Here is a 15,907-nt window from a genome sequence, read left to right on the forward strand (position 1 = left end):
ATTCGATGACATTCGGGCGCAGTGACGACAGACCATATTCCTTGATTTTCCCCTCTGCTTTTAAATCTTCCATTGCGCGGATCGACGCATCGATATCATCATCAATCGTGCCGCCGTGGACGTAATACAGGTCGAGATAAGGGGTTTCAAGACGATTCAAACTTTCAAGACAAGCTTGTTTCAAATAGTCATAACTCGGATCCCATGTCCAACCGGTTCCGGTCGCGTTCATCCGATTTCCACCTTTTGAGGCGAGAAACAATCGACTGCGATCCTCTTGTGAGAAGGTTTGACCGATGATGGATTCGACCGCTCCGTTCGCATAGACGTCCGCTGTATCGAAGTGCGTGATTCCAGCATCAAGTGCCGTCCGCAGGATTGCCGTTGCTTCTTCCTGGCCGCGCTTTAAGATCGTCATCGTACCTAATCCTAATGACATGTTCAATTCCCTCTTTTCTTAGATGAACTGTAAGTTTGGAACTTCTGCATTCTAGTGTATCATATCTGATGAAAAAGACGATTTCGAAGTCTTGCGGCAATACGTCGGAAACGGCATACTAATCATGACAGAGAACGTAAACTAAGATAGAAGAGGGGAACACATCCGATGGAAGAAAAAACGATTGAACGTGAAGTGATTTATGAAGGAAAAGTCTTTGATGTCGAGAAACACGTCGTCACGTTACCGAACGGCAATACGTCCGTCCGTGAACTGGTCTATCATAATGGTGCCGTCGCGATCATTGCTTTTGATGAACAAGGTGACTTGATCGTCGTGGAACAGTACCGAAAAGCATTTGAAAGTCTATCGATCGAGATCCCAGCAGGAAAACTCGAGAAGGGTGAAAATCCACTTGATTGTGCCGGACGCGAATTAAAGGAAGAAACAGGATACGTCGCGAAAGAGTTACGACATGTCTTTGATTTTTATGGTGCGCCTGGTTTCTGTAGTGAGCGTGTACATATTTATGAAGCGATTGGTCTGACTGCTGGTGATCGTCAACTCGATGAAGATGAGTTCCTTGAGAATAAGACATTGAAGCTTGAAGAGGCGCTCGAACTCGTTGCAAACGGAACGATTGTTGATGCGAAGACGATCATGGCGATCCAGCATTGGCAGATCCGTACTTTAAAATGATTCTCATTTAAATGATTTTCAGTTGATAATCATTTTAATTTGAAAAAAGACTGATTATCAGCTATGATAATAGCATCAGTTCGAACAAAGGGGGCGTTATGATGGAAAGTCGTGTAGAACGCATCAAAAAACAGCTAAGCGGTAAAGGATATAAGCTGACTCCCCAACGTGAAGCGACTGTGCGTGTCCTGCTCGAACATGAGTCGGATCACCTCAGTGCCGAAAATGTCTTTCTCCTTGTAAAAGAAAAGAACTCCGACATCGGACTTGCGACGGTTTACCGGACGCTTGAATTATTGACGGAGCTTGAAGTCGTTGATAAAGTCAACTTCGGAGATGGCGTATCCCGATTTGATTTACGACAAGAGGGTGCGAGTCATTCGCATCACCATCTCGTCTGTATCGAATGCGGATCCGTCGAAGAGATTTTAGACGATATGCTGGAAGAAGTAGAGAAAGAAATCGTGTCCCGATTCCACTTTAAAATCAAGGATCACCGCCTGACATTCCATGGCGTCTGCCGTGTCTGCCAAGAGCGTCATGCTCGGGAAGCGTTGGAACAATCGCAAACACAAACAGTCTGACCGTCCGACGAAATTTCGGATGGTTTTTCTTTTTCAATTTTTATAGGTCAGACCTCTTCACAACGGTTTACACCTTTGATATGATGGGAAAGTAAGCGATTTCGTAAACGAAGAGGATGAGTTCAGTGCGTGAACAACTGGAAGCATTTATCAATTATTTAGTGATTGAACGGCAAATGTCCGCGAATACGGCAGCTGCGTATCGAAATGATTTAAATCAATACTTACAGACGCTTGAAACAGCGGAAGTTTCCTCGTTCGAACAGGTTCACCGACATCATATCGTCGACCATATTGAACGATTGCTTGAGGCACGAAAGTCACGATCGACGGTTCGCCGGGCGACGAGCTCAATCCGTTCGTTCCATCAATATTTGGTCGAAGAGAGACTTGCAACACATGATCCGTCTCGTCATCTTGATTTACCGAAACCGGAGAAAAAGTTGCCGGTCGTCTGGAGTCAAACGGACGTCGAACGCTTGCTTGATTCGGTCGTCGGGGTCGATCCGCTTACACGACGAGATGCAGCAATGCTTGAGCTTCTCTATGGAACAGGCATGCGCGTCAGCGAACTGCTCCAACTGAAGTTGAACGATTTGCAACTCGAACTCGGGTATCTGTCGTGTCTTGGGAAAGGGAACAAATCCCGGATTATCCCGATGAGTACGACATCGATTGAAAGCGTTAGGACGTATCTGGATCTCGCGCGTAACAGTCTTGGTGGTCAACAGACGGACGATGTCTTCTTAAACAGTCGCGGTGATCGTTTGTCACGGCAAGGGTTTTGGAAGATGATTAAACGACGAGCAAAGGAAGCGGGGATCGAAAAAGAGATCACGCCGCACGTCTTGCGCCATTCGTTTGCGACCCATCTACTTGAAAATGGTGCCGATTTACGCGTCGTACAAGAGATGCTAGGACACGCTGATTTGTCAACGACACAAATGTATACCCACGTTAACAAAGCACGACTCCACGACGTGTATAAGAAACATCATCCACGGGCATGATGGTTCTATCTTTTAAAGGTCTGACTTCAGACAAATGATGCGTTTTGTCTAGTCTCTTTCCGGGAAAAATCGTAACGGGAATCGCACAACTACAGCTCGTATATAGGAGGAACAGCAAATGGCTCAATCATTTAAACGTGTATTTTTGATCGTCATGGACTCCGTAGGAATCGGAGAAGCACCGGACGCTGAACAGTTCGGAGATCTTGGTTCGCATACGCTCGGTCACATCGCGCGTGAACGCAACGGACTCAACATGCCGAACATGGCAAAACTCGGTCTCTCGCATATTGAACCGATCGAAGGTGTCTCAGCTGAAGAAGCACCGCTTGCGGCATACGGAAAAATGCAGGAAGTATCTGCAGGGAAAGATACGATGACAGGGCACTGGGAGATCATGGGTCTGCGGATCGATACACCATTCCGTGTCTTTGAAAAGTTCCCGCATGATTTGATTCATCGCTTAGAAGAGTTCTCAGGACGGAAGATCATCGGGAACAAACCGGCTTCTGGTACGGAAATCTTAGATGAACTCGGACAAGAACATGTCGAGACAGGCGCTTTAATCGTTTATACGTCGGCAGACTCCGTCCTTCAGATCGCAGCTCACGAAGAAGTCGTTCCATTAGAGGAACTGTACCGGATTTGTGAATATGCACGCGACATCACGCGGGATGACCCGTACATGCTCGGTCGTATCATCGCACGTCCATTCCTTGGTGAAGCAGGAGCGTGGGTCCGGACAGCGAACCGTCACGACTATGCCCTTAAACCATTCGACCGGACGGTCATGAACGAACTCGAGACGGCAGGACTCGATGTCATCTCGCTCGGTAAGATTGCTGATATCTACGATGGAGAAGGTGTCACGGATGCAATCCGGACGAAGTCGAACATGGACGGGATGGATCAGCTCGTGAAACAACTCGATCGTGATTTCAACGGACTTTGCTTCTTAAACCTTGTCGATTTCGATGCGTTGTTCGGACACCGTCGTGATCCACAAGGTTATGGACAAGCACTCGAAGAGTTCGATGCGCGTCTTCCGGAAGTGTTTGCTCGCTTAAACGAAGACGATCTCTTGATCATCACGGCTGACCACGGAAACGATCCGGTTCATGCTGGGACTGACCATACACGGGAATACGTACCATTGCTTGCCTACCATAAAAATGGTGTTGCAAAACCGCTCGGTATCCGTGAAACGTTCGCTGATCTTGGAGCGACGGTCGCAGAAAACTTCGCCGTCAAGATGCCGGCACATGGAACAAGCTTTTTAACAGAACTATAATTCGAGGGAGCGATTCAGATGACAGTCAACTGGAATGAAACACGTTCATTTTTAGAAAGCAAGATGCAGGCAAAACCGGAAATCGGATTGATTCTCGGTTCAGGACTGGGTGTCCTCGCGGATGAGATCGAAAACCCGATCGCGATTCCATATCATGAAATTCCGAACTTCCCGGTATCGACGGTCGAAGGACACGCGGGACAACTCGTCTTCGGTACTCTTGAAGGAAAACAAGTCGTTGCGATGCAAGGGCGATTCCACTTCTACGAAGGATATTCGATGGATATGGTCACGTTCCCAGTCCGTGTCATGAAAGCGATCGGCGTCGAGACATTGATCGTCACGAACGCAGCGGGTGCTTGTAACGAAGCGTTCGAACCAGGTGATTTGATGTTGATCACGGATCACATCAACTTCTTCGGTACGAACCCATTGATCGGGAAGAACGTCGATGAGATGGGACCACGTTTCCCGGATATGTCGAAGCCGTATGATGCGGAATTACTTCGTCTTGCGCAAGAAACAGCAGATGAACTCGGAATTCGTGTCCGTCAAGGTGTCTACTTCGGAAACACTGGTCCAACGTATGAGACGCCAGCAGAAGTCAAGATGGCACGGATGCTCGGTGGCGACGTCGTCGGTATGTCGACGGTTCCTGAAGTCATCGTTGCCCGTCATTCTGATATGCGAGTCCTTGGGATCTCATGTGTCTCGAACATGGCAGCAGGTATTCTCGATCAACCGTTACACCATGATGAAGTCATCGAAACGACAGAACGTGTCCGGGCACACTTCCTATCACTCGTTCGCGGTTCGATCAAAAAAATGTAACGACTGTTTTTAAAACTCACAAACCACTCCTGAGGAGGAACTAGATTATGCGTATGGTAGATTTGATTGCAACAAAACGAGACGGTGGCGAACTCGCAACAGCTGATATTCAATCAATGGTAGAAGGATTCACGAACGGAGAGATTCCGGATTACCAAATGTCAGCGATGTCGATGGCGATTTTCTATCAAGGAATGTCAGATCGTGAAATCGCTGATTTGACGATGGCGATGGTCAACTCGGGTGACGTGATCGACCTTTCGCGTATCCACGGTAAAAAAGTCGACAAACACTCGACTGGCGGTGTTGGTGACAAGATCAGTCTAATCGTCGCACCACTCGTTGCGTCAATCGGTATTCCGGTTGCGAAGATGAGCGGTCGTGGACTCGGTCATACAGGTGGAACAATCGACAAACTCGAAGCGTTCCCTGGTTTTGACGTTGAGCTTTCAGAAGAAGCGTTCGTCTCACAAGTCAACGACATCAAGATGGCAATCATCGGTCAAACGGGTAACCTGACGCCTGCAGACAAAAAACTTTACGCCCTTCGTGATGTTACGGCGACAGTCAACTCGATTCCATTGATCGCAAGTTCGATTATGTCGAAAAAGATTGCAGCAGGAGCAGACAGCATCGTACTCGACGTTAAGACGGGTTCTGGTGCCTTCATGAAATCGTTCGAAGATGCAAAAGCACTTGCGACAGAGATGGTTTCGATCGGTAAGAGTGTCAACCGTAAGACGGTTGCTGTCATTACAGACATGGATCAGCCGCTCGGCTTTGAAATCGGAAACGCAAACGAAGTCAAGGAAGCGATCGAAGTCCTTCAAGGGAAAGATGTCCGTGACTTGAAAGTCATCGCCTTGACGATTGCATCACACATGGCAGTCCTCGGTGAGTTCTACCCGACATTCGACGAAGCATATGCGGATCTCGAAACACGTCTCGGTAACGGAGCAGCACTTGACGTCTTCAAGAAGTTCATCGCAGCTCAAGGTGGCGACGCGTCACTCGTTGATGACATGACAAAAGCACTTGAAACGAAATACGAAAAAACATTCGTCGCTTCAAAAGCAGGTTATGTCTCTGAAATCATCGCTGACGAAGTCGGTGTTGCAGCAATGATCCTCGGTGCAGGACGCGCGACGAAAGCAGATGAGATCGATCACGCAGCAAGCGTTACGTTGCACAAGAAAGTCGGCGACCGTGTCGAAGTCGGCGATGTCATTGCAACACTTCGTTCAAACAAAGAAACACTCGATCAAGCAATCGAAAAAATGGATCACGCGTACCATATCAGTGAAACGAAACCGGCAGAACGTCCGCTCGTTCACGCTGTCATCCAGTAAGCAATCCAATCAGCAATACTTGAGTAGTGGACGTCGTCCGCTACTCTTTTTTTTATGGTAAAATTGTAAGTGTAAAAATATGGGAGGGGATTATATGGAACGTTGGATAATCGGGATTGCCAGTCTAATTGGAGTCATCGGAGGTAGTGCCTTATTGATGACGTTCGCTTTTACACAGGACATGAACTCGGATGGAACGAAAGAGACTGAAGTACAGCGGAATGCAAAAACTTACTTAGAACAGCATCTTCCGGAAGCGAAGGTGACCGGTAGTCTTTACGACAACATGGGCAATTTTCCATTTGAATATGCCGCACGCGCGATAGACGAAAAAACGAATACTGAGTTTTTCGTCTATCAACAAGAGGAGTCGGGGAGGTTCGTTGACTCGTATCATGCGTCACTTTGGGAAGATCGGTTAGAGCGACGGATCCCGTCGCCGACTCTCGAACAACTGAACCATCAATTGAGCGTGACCGTACTTTATGACAACGATAAAATTCAGCGACTTGGTAAGGTCCGTTTTGATTCAAAGGCTTATTTACGTGCGGAAATCGCTCCGACGCTCTTAGTGGACGTGCCTCGCAAACGACATGAACAGGATAGAGCACAGATCAAAGAGTGGGCAAAGTCGTTACGTGAGCAAGGAATTCTTCAACACATGACGGTCAAGGTCGATTATGTCTCGAAGAAAGGTGAACTACTGGAGGACGGAAATTCGTTGTTCGTGACATTATAAGAGGGATGAAACAAATGAGAGTATGCGGTTCCCATCTGATTTGTTATACTGGAAATACTTGTAATGAAAAAGGGGGCACTCTCATGAAACCACCACGCTTACAAAAAGGGGATAAGATTGCAATCGTCTCGCCGGCGTCTGCTGTCGCAGCATACGTACCGCGTCGTCTCGCGCGCGGTATCGCAACACTTGAAAAAATGGGCTTCGAGGTCGTCTTAATGCCGAACGCAACGGCTGTTCATAGTCATACGGCAGGAACGATCGGGGAACGGCTGCAAGATTTACATATGGCGTTCGCAGATCCGTCGATTAAGGCGATCATCTCAACGATCGGTGGGTTTAACTCACACCAGCTACTCGACGAACTCGACTATGAATTAATCCGGAACAATCCGAAAATCTTCGTAGGTTACAGCGATATCACGGCACTGTTTGCTGGGATCTACCAGCAGACAGGATTGACGACGTTCGTCGGACCCGCACTGCTGACACAATTTGGTCAATTCGATGGTCTAGATCCGTATACGGAAGAGTCGTTCAACCGTACGTTCATGCAGACGGAGCCGATCGGTCGGATCGAAGCGTCTGAGGAGTGGACGGACGAGATTTTACGCTGGGATGTTGCGGACGATCGAAGACGGGAACATCAAGTGAACGCAGGATATACGATCGTTAAGACCGGCGTCGCAGAAGGTCCGATTCTGACGGGGAACACGGGAACACTTTTACTGCTTGCCGGAACACCTTACCTGCCATCGTTTGACGGTGTCGTCTTGATGCTCGAGGATGACGAAAGTGAGACACCGGAAACGATTGACCGCTATTTCACGCAATTACGACACATGGGTGCGTATGACAAGGTTGCGGCACTCATCGTCGGACGTTTCCCGCGAAAAGTCGATTTTGATCCAGACTTCTCGCTCAAGGACATCATTCTGCGCGCGACAAGGGGTTACGATTTCCCGATCATTCTCGATGCGGACTTCGGGCATACGGATCCTGTTGCGACACTGGCGAATGGAATTCGGATTCGTGTCGAAGCGACGGATTCGGTCACACTCGATATATTAGAGGCAGCTGTCGAGTAAAAAGGTCTGCACGACGCCCTGAAATTTGGTACACTGTACCATGGAATCACGATCTCGAATCGTGACGAATCTCCTGCTGAAAAGCACGAAAGGTTGGTCAAACATGCAAAAAACTGGTCATATCTTATTAGAAGATGGAAATAAAATCGAATTCGAATTGTTCAACGATGAAGCACCGATCACGACTGAAAACTTCGAAAACCTTGCAAACTCGAACTTCTACGATGGATTGAACTTCCACCGTGTCATTCCAGGCTTCGTCTCACAAGGCGGATGCCCAATCGGAAACGGTACAGGTGGTTCAGGAAAAACGATTCCTTGCGAAACGTCAACTTCGTACCCACACAAACACAAAGCAGGTTCACTTTCGATGGCACACGCTGGTCGTAACACAGGATCAAGCCAGTTCTTCATCGTGCATGAGCCACAACCGCACCTCGACGGCGTACACACGGTCTTCGGACAAGTGACTTCAGGTCTCGAGCACGCTCAAAAAATGAAGCAAGGCGCTGGCATCAAAGAAATCCGCGTCGAAGCGTAAGTTCTTGCTCCTCTTCGAACGTTCGAAGAGGAGTTTTTCTTTTTTTAGATCCGGGTACAATCAGTAAGGGAAGTTAACTCGAAAAGGAGTGTTTGTCATGCGATTAGAAGGAAAACGAATCATCCAAGTCGTCAGCAATGACTTCGAGGATTTAGAATTATGGTATCCTGTCCATCGCTTACGTGAAGAAGGGGCAATCGTCGATATCGTCGGAGAGAAGGCGGATGAGACGTACATCGGGAAGTATGGTGTCCCGATTAAATCGAATAAGACGTTCGATGAGATCAACCCGTCGGAATATGATGCGATTCTTGTTCCGGGTGGTTGGTCACCTGATTTGTTACGTCGCTTTGACTCCGTTCTGAATATGGTGCGTCATTTTGACCAGAACAAGCAACCGATCGGTCAAATCTGCCACGCTGGTTGGGTGCTGATCTCTGCAGGCATCTTAAAAGGTGTCAACGTCACGAGTACGCCAGGAATCAAGGATGATATGACGAATGCAGGTGCGATTTGGCACGATGAAGCAGTCGTCGTCGACGGGCATATCGTCTCGAGTCGTCGTCCGCCCGATCTACCAGACTACATGCGTGCCTTCATCCAAGTGATGGAAGAACAAGCATGACTCAGATGCAGGGGACGTCACAAGACGGACTCCTGCATTTTTAGTGGATTATGAAAAAAATGCAGTAATTCTGTGTGAGAAGGTGTAGAATGAATGAGTCTCAGTCGTTCATGCTCCTGAGAGTTGTTGAAATTAGGAAGGTGTAGAATCACATGCTAGTAAAATATAAGAAGTTGAATGAACGGACCGCGATGGGGCTGATCGCCTTTTCGTGCGAAGTGAAGGATCCGAAGTATTTGCTTGAAACGGTTCAAGCCTATGAACAGGAAGAAGACCAACGCTTGTATTTGTACAAACAAGATGAGGATTTCGTTGGTGTCATCGGGTTTCAATTAATGGATGGCCATGCTGAATTGAAACATATCGCCTTATCACCGTCTTTCCGTGGAGAACGGATGTCGTATCTCCTACTCGATGAAGCAGCCAAGCTTCTGCGAACGGATATTACGGGTGCGACCGAAGAGACGCAACGCCTCGTCGACAAATGGAAAAATCAATAAAAAGACCGGTCCATGGCTCAGATGGACCGGTCTCTTCGGTTTTGTAGCGCTTCTTGTCGTGCCGTGACGACATCCGTACGATCGCGTAAACGGTGTTTATGTGTCACATAGTCAAGATCAGGTGCTGTCGCTTCAAGTGCGACGGCTCGGATGACGTCCGAGAAGACAGGTAACGGGATGTGTCGATAAACCTTATCCGTAAAATGGTCGCGATGATCGAGCAAATATGAGACGTCGATCCCGGACGCAATCAGTGATGCCCGGTGACGTTCGATTTTATCGAATGCTTTTGCATACGTCCGCTGTGCCCCAGCCGCATTTCCGCGGCGGTGATGATAGCGGGCGACGGCCAGTTGAATCAGACCGACAAGCGCCTCGTCCTGGCGTTGTCCTTCTTGCCAGACTTCCTCTAAGATTTCATGGCACTCGAAGTAATCGTGCCGAATGTTGAATTCAAATACGAATCGCTCGATTGGATTCATGGAATCACCTCTTCCTTTGAATATAACATAGTCGAACCTATCCGTTGTATGGTATACTAAGGCGCAAAAAACGTTGATGGGCAGGGAGAATCATGGAATCATACAGTGTAAAGATGGATGCGTTTGAAGGCCCGCTGGACTTGCTGTTACACTTGGTTGGTAAATTAGAAATCGATATTTATGATATATCCGTTTCCATGGTGACGGATCAATATGTGTCCTATATCCGTGCGATGCAGCATCTTGAACTAGATGTTGCTAGTGAATATCTTGTCATGGCAGCGACGCTGTTGCAACTGAAAAGCAAACAACTCTTGCCGATCGAACAGACGGAATACGATGAGATTCCCGATTTCGAGGAAGAACCGACGCGAGAAGGTCTGATTCAACAGTTGATCGAGTATAAAGCATACAAAGAAGCAGCACTCGTCCTGAAAGAAAAGGAAGAGGCACGCCTTGAGCTGTTCTCGAAACAACCAGAGGATTTGATGCGTTATCTCGATACGGATGCACAAGAGTATAACGGTACGTTATCACTGAGTGATTTATTACGTGCTTACGAAAAAATGCGCCAACGGGAAGCCTGGAAGGTGCGCCGTTCGAAGACGGTCAAACGGGAAGAACGTTCACTCGAGCAACAGATGGAGTCCGTTGCCCGGTACGTCGCGACCCGTGAGCGGACGACATTCTTCGGCTTTTTTGCGGAGCAACCGACGGTCGAAGAACTAGTCGTCAGCTTCCTCGCTGTTCTTGAGCTCGTGAAGCAACGGGTCATTGATTGTGAACAGATGACCGATGATATCCTATTGCGGAGCATGGTGAAGGAGGAGAGTCAGATTGGCGTATGAACAAATCATTGAGAGCCTGTTATTCGTCGTCGGAGACGATGGGATCGATCCACGTGGTCTCAGTCAAGCGTTAGAAATCAGTGAAGCGGCAGCGCGTGAACAGTTGCTGGCTCTTCAAACGACATTCGAAACAGAGCAGCGTGTGTTGCAAATTGTGGAGTCGGGTGGTGTCTTTAAGATGGTGACACGAAAAGAAATGTCGCCATATATTCAGGCATATGCCGGTTCGCTCGCAGAAGATTCCTTGTCTCGAGCAGCGATGGAGACACTCGTCATCATCGCATACAAACAACCCGTCACACGTGCTGACATCGAAGTCGTTCGTGGTGTGAAGACGGAGCGTGTCATCCATACGTTAAGTGCAAAAGGTTTGATTGAAGAGGCGGGACGCGCTAAAGGCGTCGGTCGCGCGAAATTGTATAAAACGACGGATCATTTCCTGGACCATTTTGGTTTGAACAGTATTGAAGAGTTGCCGCCACTCGAGTTCGAAGAAACGTTCGAATCGGATGGAGATCTCTTCTTCCGGAATGATCCTTCATTAGAGGAGAGAGTGAATTAATGGAACGGTTACAAAAAATCATCGCACAAGCAGGTGTCGCTTCGCGGCGTAAAGCAGAGGAATTGATCACAGCAGGTCGTGTCAAGGTCAACGGGAAAGTCATCACGGAACTTGGAACGAAAGTCGGAGCACGTGCCGAAGTCGAAGTCGACGGTGTGAAGCTTGAGCGTGAAGAGCACGTTTACTACATGCTCTATAAACCAACAGGTGTCGTTTCGACGGTTGAAGACGATAAAGGACGTAAGACGGTCGTCGATCTCGTACCACCGGGGCACCGTGTCTTCCCAGTCGGTCGACTCGACTACAATACAAGCGGTCTTCTGTTAATGACGAATGACGGTGAATTCTCGAACCTCTTGCTTCACCCAAAATATAAGGTACCGAAGCGTTACATCGTCAAAATCAAAGGTGTACCAGAATACTTCCACGTCAAAGGTCTTGAAAAAGGCGTCGTCTTACCGGATGGTTTCAAGACAGGTAAAGCCCATGTCGAGATGCGCGATATCGATAAGAAGAAAAATACAGCGATTCTTGAAATGGTCATCTATGAAGGACACAACCGTCAAGTCCGTCAAATGGTCGAGACACTCGGTTCGGAAGTCTTGAAGTTGAAACGTGAACAGTTCGGTTTCTTGACACTGGCCGGTCTTACTTCTGGCGAGTGGCGTGAACTTTCAAAAAAAGAAGTCAATCAATTGCGTGAGCTAGCGGATCCAGCCGCTCCACCTACGAAAAGACGTAAGAACACAAAAAAACGTTAATTTGTAAAGCGAGAAGCTCATCCTCCGGGTTGAGTTTTCTTTTTTTGTGACAAAACGATTAACGAATTTCACATTTTGTCAACGGTAAAGCGATTTCAAGTACAATATGGGTGGAGGCGGTAAAATATGAAAAAAACGAAACAAAATCCGGAAGAACGCTTAGCAGCGGCCCAGCAAAAAAAGAAGAAACGCTCCTTCTGGCGTCTGATGATCATGACGATCGTCTTGTTCGCCGGAGCAGTCGTCATCATGCAATTCGTCGATCAAGCGACACGTGATAAAAACGGTCGTGTCATGGCAGGTGATGATGCCCCTGGTTTCGCACTCGTCGATCTATATGGTGAGAAACAGCACTCGATGGACGAGTACAAAGGAAAAGGACTTTTACTCAATTTCTGGGGAACATTCTGTGAGCCATGTAAGAAAGAGATGCCATTGATCAATGACAACTATCAGATGATGCAAGACCAAGGCGTCAATTTCGTAGCGGTCAATGTCGGTGAAACACCAGTTCGTGTCTCAAGTTTCATCAAGGATATTGGCGGAACGGACTATCCGATTCTCATGGATACGAACAGTTCGGTCGAGAAGGCTTACGGGATCTACAACTTACCTGTGACGTTCATCATCAATAAAAAAGGTGAAGTCGTCGAGAAGTATGAAGGTGAGATTGATCAAGCGAAGCTCGAAGAGATGGTGAAGAAGGCGAACGAGTAACGCATCGAAGGGGGATTTAAGGATGCAGGAGCAAGAAGATTTCAAACAACTGGACATGCGTTACGAGGAAGCGGAGCTTCGATCGAAACGTAAAAATCCATCTTGGATCGACCGGGCATGGACGTTCTTCTCGTCCGTCAAGGTCGGGTTGTGGCTGATCGGGTTGATCATCATCGCGAGCGGGGTCGGAACGATCTTCCCGCAAGAGATGTATATTCCACAGGCAACACCACCGGAAGAGTTTTATCAAAAGGAATACGGCACGGCAGGTGACATCTACTATACGTTAGGATTCCACAACCTGTTTGAATCATGGTGGTATATCGGATTGATCACGCTTTTATTACTCTCGATCATCATCGTATCGATTGACCGATTCTTCCCGCTCTACCGAGCACTGAAGAAACAACCGGTCATCCAGTCGGACCGTTTCATGAACGGTCAGCGATTTGGCGCGGAAGCGACTGGCGATATCAAAAAAATCGATGCGATCGCACCGTTGCTTGAGAAAAAAGGATATAAAGTCCGTCGTCAAGATGGGGCACTCTTAGCGGAAAAGCAACGTTTCGGACGATGGGGTCCATACATCAATCATATCGGACTCGTCTTATTCTTCGGTGGTGCGATGCTTCGAGTCGTACCAGGGATGCACGAAGATGAATTGCTTTGGCTCCGTGAAGGAGAGACGTTGCCGATCGAAGCGACGGACAATCAGTACTACTTGAAAAATGAAGCGTTCAACATCGAATTCTATGATCCTGAGAAGGTCGATGAGAAGTTCAAGAAATCACTTGAAGCAGCAGGCGGAAATGTACCGAAGAACTATGATACGAAGATGACGCTGTACAAGAAAGTCGGTGAAACATCCGATTTCAAACCGAAGCTTGAAGAAATCAAGTCAGGTGAGACGGCAGTCAACCGTCCATTCGAATTCGATGATTATCAAGTCTTCCAGGAACAGTACGCGGCAGATCCGGAATTCAAGACGATGTCGTTTAATATCGTCAACCAGAAAACGGACAAAGTCGTCGATACGATCAAGGTCGACTTGCGTGATCCGAAAGAAACATATGCTTTAAAAGATGGATATGAAGTCGAACTGAAGGACTTCCTTCCGGACTTCGTCGTCAAAGATGGTCAGCCAACGACGAACTCGGGACGTCCAGTCAATCCTGCCTTCGTCTTCAGTATCAAGTCACCCGAACACCCGAAAGGTGAGCGGAGTTTGATTGGGATCAAACTGAACGTTGGTGGAGATGAGAACCAGTACAAGATGGCATTCGCCGGTACGGAACTCTCAAACATCTCGGGTGTCCGGATTAAAAAAGATTTGACGCTACCGTTCCTGTTTGCAGGTGGTATCATCTTCATGGCAGGCCTATTGATCGGGATGTACTGGCCGCACCGTCGTCTCTGGCTCAAAGAGAAGAACGGTCGAATCCAGATTGCTGGATTTACGAACAAAAATGCATTGGGGCTCCAAAAGGAAGCCAATCTCGCGTTGACGGAAGTCGGTCTGCCAGAACTTGAGGATCGACAAAAGTTGCGGGAAGAGGGGGAAGCTAAATGAATTTGCTTCAGTTGAGCAGTAACCTGCTCCTTACATCATTCATCGTCTACCTCGTCAGTACAGGATTCTTCGCTGTAGCGACGAGTGGTAAAAAAGGACCGACGCGTTCTGGTAAAATCGCCTTTACGCTTGCGATTATCGGTTTCCTCGCGCAGCTCGGATATTTCTTCACGCGCTGGGCTGGAGCTGGGCACGTTCCAGTTTCGAATTTATATGAATACACGACATTCTTCGGCATGATGATGGTGCTTGGTTTCTTGATCGTTTATGCCATCTACAAAAACAATGTCCTCGGTTTGGTTGCGATGCCAGTTGCATTGCTCGTTATCGCTTATGCGTCGATGTTCCCGGATGAAGTCCAACCGTTGATCCCAGCACTACAAAGTGTTTGGCTCAAAATCCACGTCACGACGGCAGCGCTCGGCGAAGGGATTCTTGCCGTCAGCTTCGCGACCGGATTATTGTATCTGATTCACGCGACGGATTTCAGCAAGGAATCGAAAACACGGACGTGGCTCGAAGTCGTCATGTTTTCACTCGCATGTGTCGTCGGTTACATCTTAGTTGGGCTGTTGTTCAAAGCGACAGGTTCTGCGTCGACGATCGAATACGTGGCGAAAAACGGTGCAACGATGACGCATGACTATGCCATGCCAGTCTTGACAGGTCCTGAAGGCGGAAAAGTCTTATCGGGTTCAGGTGCCGTCATCAAATTACCGAACTTCTTGAACGCGAACAAAGTCAATACGGTCTTATGGTCGATCATTGGTGGCGTCGTCTTATACGTCTTGCTTCGCTTCGTCATTCTTCGCAAGCGTCTTGCTGAGAGCTTGAAGCCGATTGCGCGCAAGATTGATCTTGAGACAGCAGATGAAATCAGCTATCGTTCTATTGCGATTGGTCTTCCCATCTTCATCCTGGGCGGTCTGATCTTCGCGATGATCTGGGCGCAAATGGCATGGAGCCGATACTGGGGCTGGGATCCGAAAGAGGTATGGGCACTCATCACGATGCTCTTCTACGTCTTTTATCTCCACATGCGCATCCAGCGTGGTTGGATTGGTAAAAAATCAGCTTGGTTATGTGTCGGCGGATTTGCCGTCATCATGTTCAACCTTGTCTTCGTTAACCTTGTCGTAGCAGGATTACACTCATACGCATAAGAAAAAGTAAGCAGCGGACCCGGAAATGGTCCGCTGCTTTTTCATGTGCGTCTGACCGAAGTGTGCCTTTTCGGAGAAATCAGCCAGAGCAAGCCATTCTTTTCGTTT

Annotated in this window: 19 protein-coding genes; 17 read left to right on the forward strand and 2 right to left on the reverse strand. The window is 47.9% G+C overall.

All coding sequences use genetic code 11. From position 1 onward, the window contains the following. Nucleotides 1–439: aldo/keto reductase (locus tag B4C70_RS00515; RefSeq protein ID WP_290776270.1), on the reverse strand; the 439-nt coding region annotated here is incomplete at its 3' end. Between the two features lie 168 nt (nucleotides 440–607). On the opposite strand from B4C70_RS00515, the gene B4C70_RS00520 reads away from it, so the two are divergent. The 11 genes from B4C70_RS00520 to B4C70_RS00570 all read left to right on the forward strand — a co-directional run bounded on the left by B4C70_RS00520 (nucleotide 608) and on the right by B4C70_RS00570 (nucleotide 9,696). Further along, nucleotides 608–1,138: an NUDIX domain-containing protein gene (locus tag B4C70_RS00520; RefSeq protein ID WP_034785931.1), complete on the forward strand. Its 531-nt coding sequence runs from the start codon at nucleotides 608–610 to the stop codon at nucleotides 1,136–1,138. Nucleotides 1,139–1,239: 101 nt separating this feature from the next. Then, nucleotides 1,240–1,722: a Fur family transcriptional regulator gene (locus B4C70_RS00525; RefSeq protein ID WP_023467675.1), complete on the forward strand. Its 483-nt coding sequence runs from the start codon at nucleotides 1,240–1,242 to the stop codon at nucleotides 1,720–1,722. Between the two features lie 125 nt (nucleotides 1,723–1,847). Next, on the forward strand, nucleotides 1,848–2,732 hold the full coding sequence (gene xerD, locus B4C70_RS00530; protein ID WP_029341179.1) for a site-specific tyrosine recombinase XerD: 885 nt from the start codon (nucleotides 1,848–1,850) through the stop codon (nucleotides 2,730–2,732). A 118-nt stretch (nucleotides 2,733–2,850) separates the two neighbouring features. Further along, nucleotides 2,851–4,023, forward strand: coding sequence for a phosphopentomutase (gene deoB, locus B4C70_RS00535; protein ID WP_290776273.1), 1,173 nt, complete (start codon nucleotides 2,851–2,853; stop codon nucleotides 4,021–4,023). Between the two features lie 18 nt (nucleotides 4,024–4,041). Beyond that, the gene (locus B4C70_RS00540; RefSeq protein WP_029341181.1) at nucleotides 4,042–4,854 is read left to right on the forward strand and encodes a purine-nucleoside phosphorylase; all 813 of its coding nucleotides are present in this window, start codon (nucleotides 4,042–4,044) and stop codon (nucleotides 4,852–4,854) included. A gap of 47 nt (nucleotides 4,855–4,901) precedes the next feature. Further along, the gene (locus B4C70_RS00545; RefSeq protein WP_290776275.1) at nucleotides 4,902–6,203 is read left to right on the forward strand and encodes a pyrimidine-nucleoside phosphorylase; all 1,302 of its coding nucleotides are present in this window, start codon (nucleotides 4,902–4,904) and stop codon (nucleotides 6,201–6,203) included. 94 nt (nucleotides 6,204–6,297) lie between these two features. Next, the gene (locus B4C70_RS00550; RefSeq protein WP_290776277.1) at nucleotides 6,298–6,942 is read left to right on the forward strand and encodes a hypothetical protein; all 645 of its coding nucleotides are present in this window, start codon (nucleotides 6,298–6,300) and stop codon (nucleotides 6,940–6,942) included. An 83-nt stretch (nucleotides 6,943–7,025) separates the two neighbouring features. Continuing rightward, a complete protein-coding gene (locus tag B4C70_RS00555; RefSeq protein WP_290776279.1) occupies nucleotides 7,026–8,030 on the forward strand; it encodes a S66 family peptidase in 1,005 nt (334 codons plus the stop codon). 103 nt (nucleotides 8,031–8,133) lie between these two features. Next, on the forward strand, nucleotides 8,134–8,571 hold the full coding sequence (locus tag B4C70_RS00560; RefSeq protein WP_023467682.1) for a peptidylprolyl isomerase: 438 nt from the start codon (nucleotides 8,134–8,136) through the stop codon (nucleotides 8,569–8,571). 97 nt (nucleotides 8,572–8,668) lie between these two features. Next, entirely contained in the window at nucleotides 8,669–9,196 is a 528-nt protein-coding gene (locus B4C70_RS00565; protein ID WP_029341185.1) for a type 1 glutamine amidotransferase domain-containing protein, read from the forward strand. 152 nt (nucleotides 9,197–9,348) lie between these two features. Further along, complete coding sequence (locus tag B4C70_RS00570) at nucleotides 9,349–9,696, forward strand: GNAT family N-acetyltransferase (RefSeq protein WP_023467684.1); 348 nt, start codon at nucleotides 9,349–9,351, stop codon at nucleotides 9,694–9,696. Between the two features lie 17 nt (nucleotides 9,697–9,713). Here the strand turns inward: B4C70_RS00570 and B4C70_RS00575 are convergent, their stop codons facing one another. Then, nucleotides 9,714–10,178 (reverse strand): DUF309 domain-containing protein, encoded by a 465-nt coding sequence (locus B4C70_RS00575; protein ID WP_290776283.1) that lies wholly within the window; start codon nucleotides 10,176–10,178, stop codon nucleotides 9,714–9,716. A 92-nt stretch (nucleotides 10,179–10,270) separates the two neighbouring features. Between B4C70_RS00575 and B4C70_RS00580 the strand changes: the two genes are divergently transcribed. The 6 genes from B4C70_RS00580 (at nucleotide 10,271) to ccsB (ending at nucleotide 15,799) form a co-directional block, all read left to right on the forward strand. Continuing rightward, nucleotides 10,271–11,026: a segregation/condensation protein A gene (locus B4C70_RS00580; RefSeq protein ID WP_023467686.1), complete on the forward strand. Its 756-nt coding sequence runs from the start codon at nucleotides 10,271–10,273 to the stop codon at nucleotides 11,024–11,026. Next, complete coding sequence (gene scpB, locus B4C70_RS00585) at nucleotides 11,016–11,588, forward strand: SMC-Scp complex subunit ScpB (RefSeq protein ID WP_223041557.1); 573 nt, start codon at nucleotides 11,016–11,018, stop codon at nucleotides 11,586–11,588. Before B4C70_RS00580 ends, scpB begins: the two co-directional genes overlap by 11 nt. Further along, nucleotides 11,588–12,349 carry a pseudouridine synthase gene (locus B4C70_RS00590; RefSeq protein WP_290776285.1) on the forward strand — a complete coding sequence of 254 codons (762 nt, stop codon included), beginning with the start codon at nucleotides 11,588–11,590 and terminating at the stop codon, nucleotides 12,347–12,349. The genes scpB and B4C70_RS00590 overlap by 1 nt, the downstream gene beginning before the upstream one ends. 126 nt (nucleotides 12,350–12,475) lie before the next feature. Next, entirely contained in the window at nucleotides 12,476–13,066 is a 591-nt protein-coding gene (gene resA / locus B4C70_RS00595) for a thiol-disulfide oxidoreductase ResA (RefSeq protein ID WP_023467689.1), read from the forward strand. Between the two features lie 22 nt (nucleotides 13,067–13,088). Beyond that, on the forward strand, nucleotides 13,089–14,636 hold the full coding sequence (resB, locus tag B4C70_RS00600; RefSeq protein WP_290776287.1) for a cytochrome c biogenesis protein ResB: 1,548 nt from the start codon (nucleotides 13,089–13,091) through the stop codon (nucleotides 14,634–14,636). After that, nucleotides 14,633–15,799 (forward strand): c-type cytochrome biogenesis protein CcsB, encoded by a 1,167-nt coding sequence (gene ccsB / locus B4C70_RS00605; protein WP_290776289.1) that lies wholly within the window; start codon nucleotides 14,633–14,635, stop codon nucleotides 15,797–15,799. Before resB ends, ccsB begins: the two co-directional genes overlap by 4 nt. Nucleotides 15,800–15,907 lie beyond the last annotated feature (108 nt).

It is taken from the genome of Exiguobacterium sp. UBA5002, from assembly GCF_002396765.1.
In the GTDB taxonomy this organism is placed as follows: domain Bacteria; phylum Bacillota; class Bacilli; order Exiguobacteriales; family Exiguobacteriaceae; genus Exiguobacterium_A.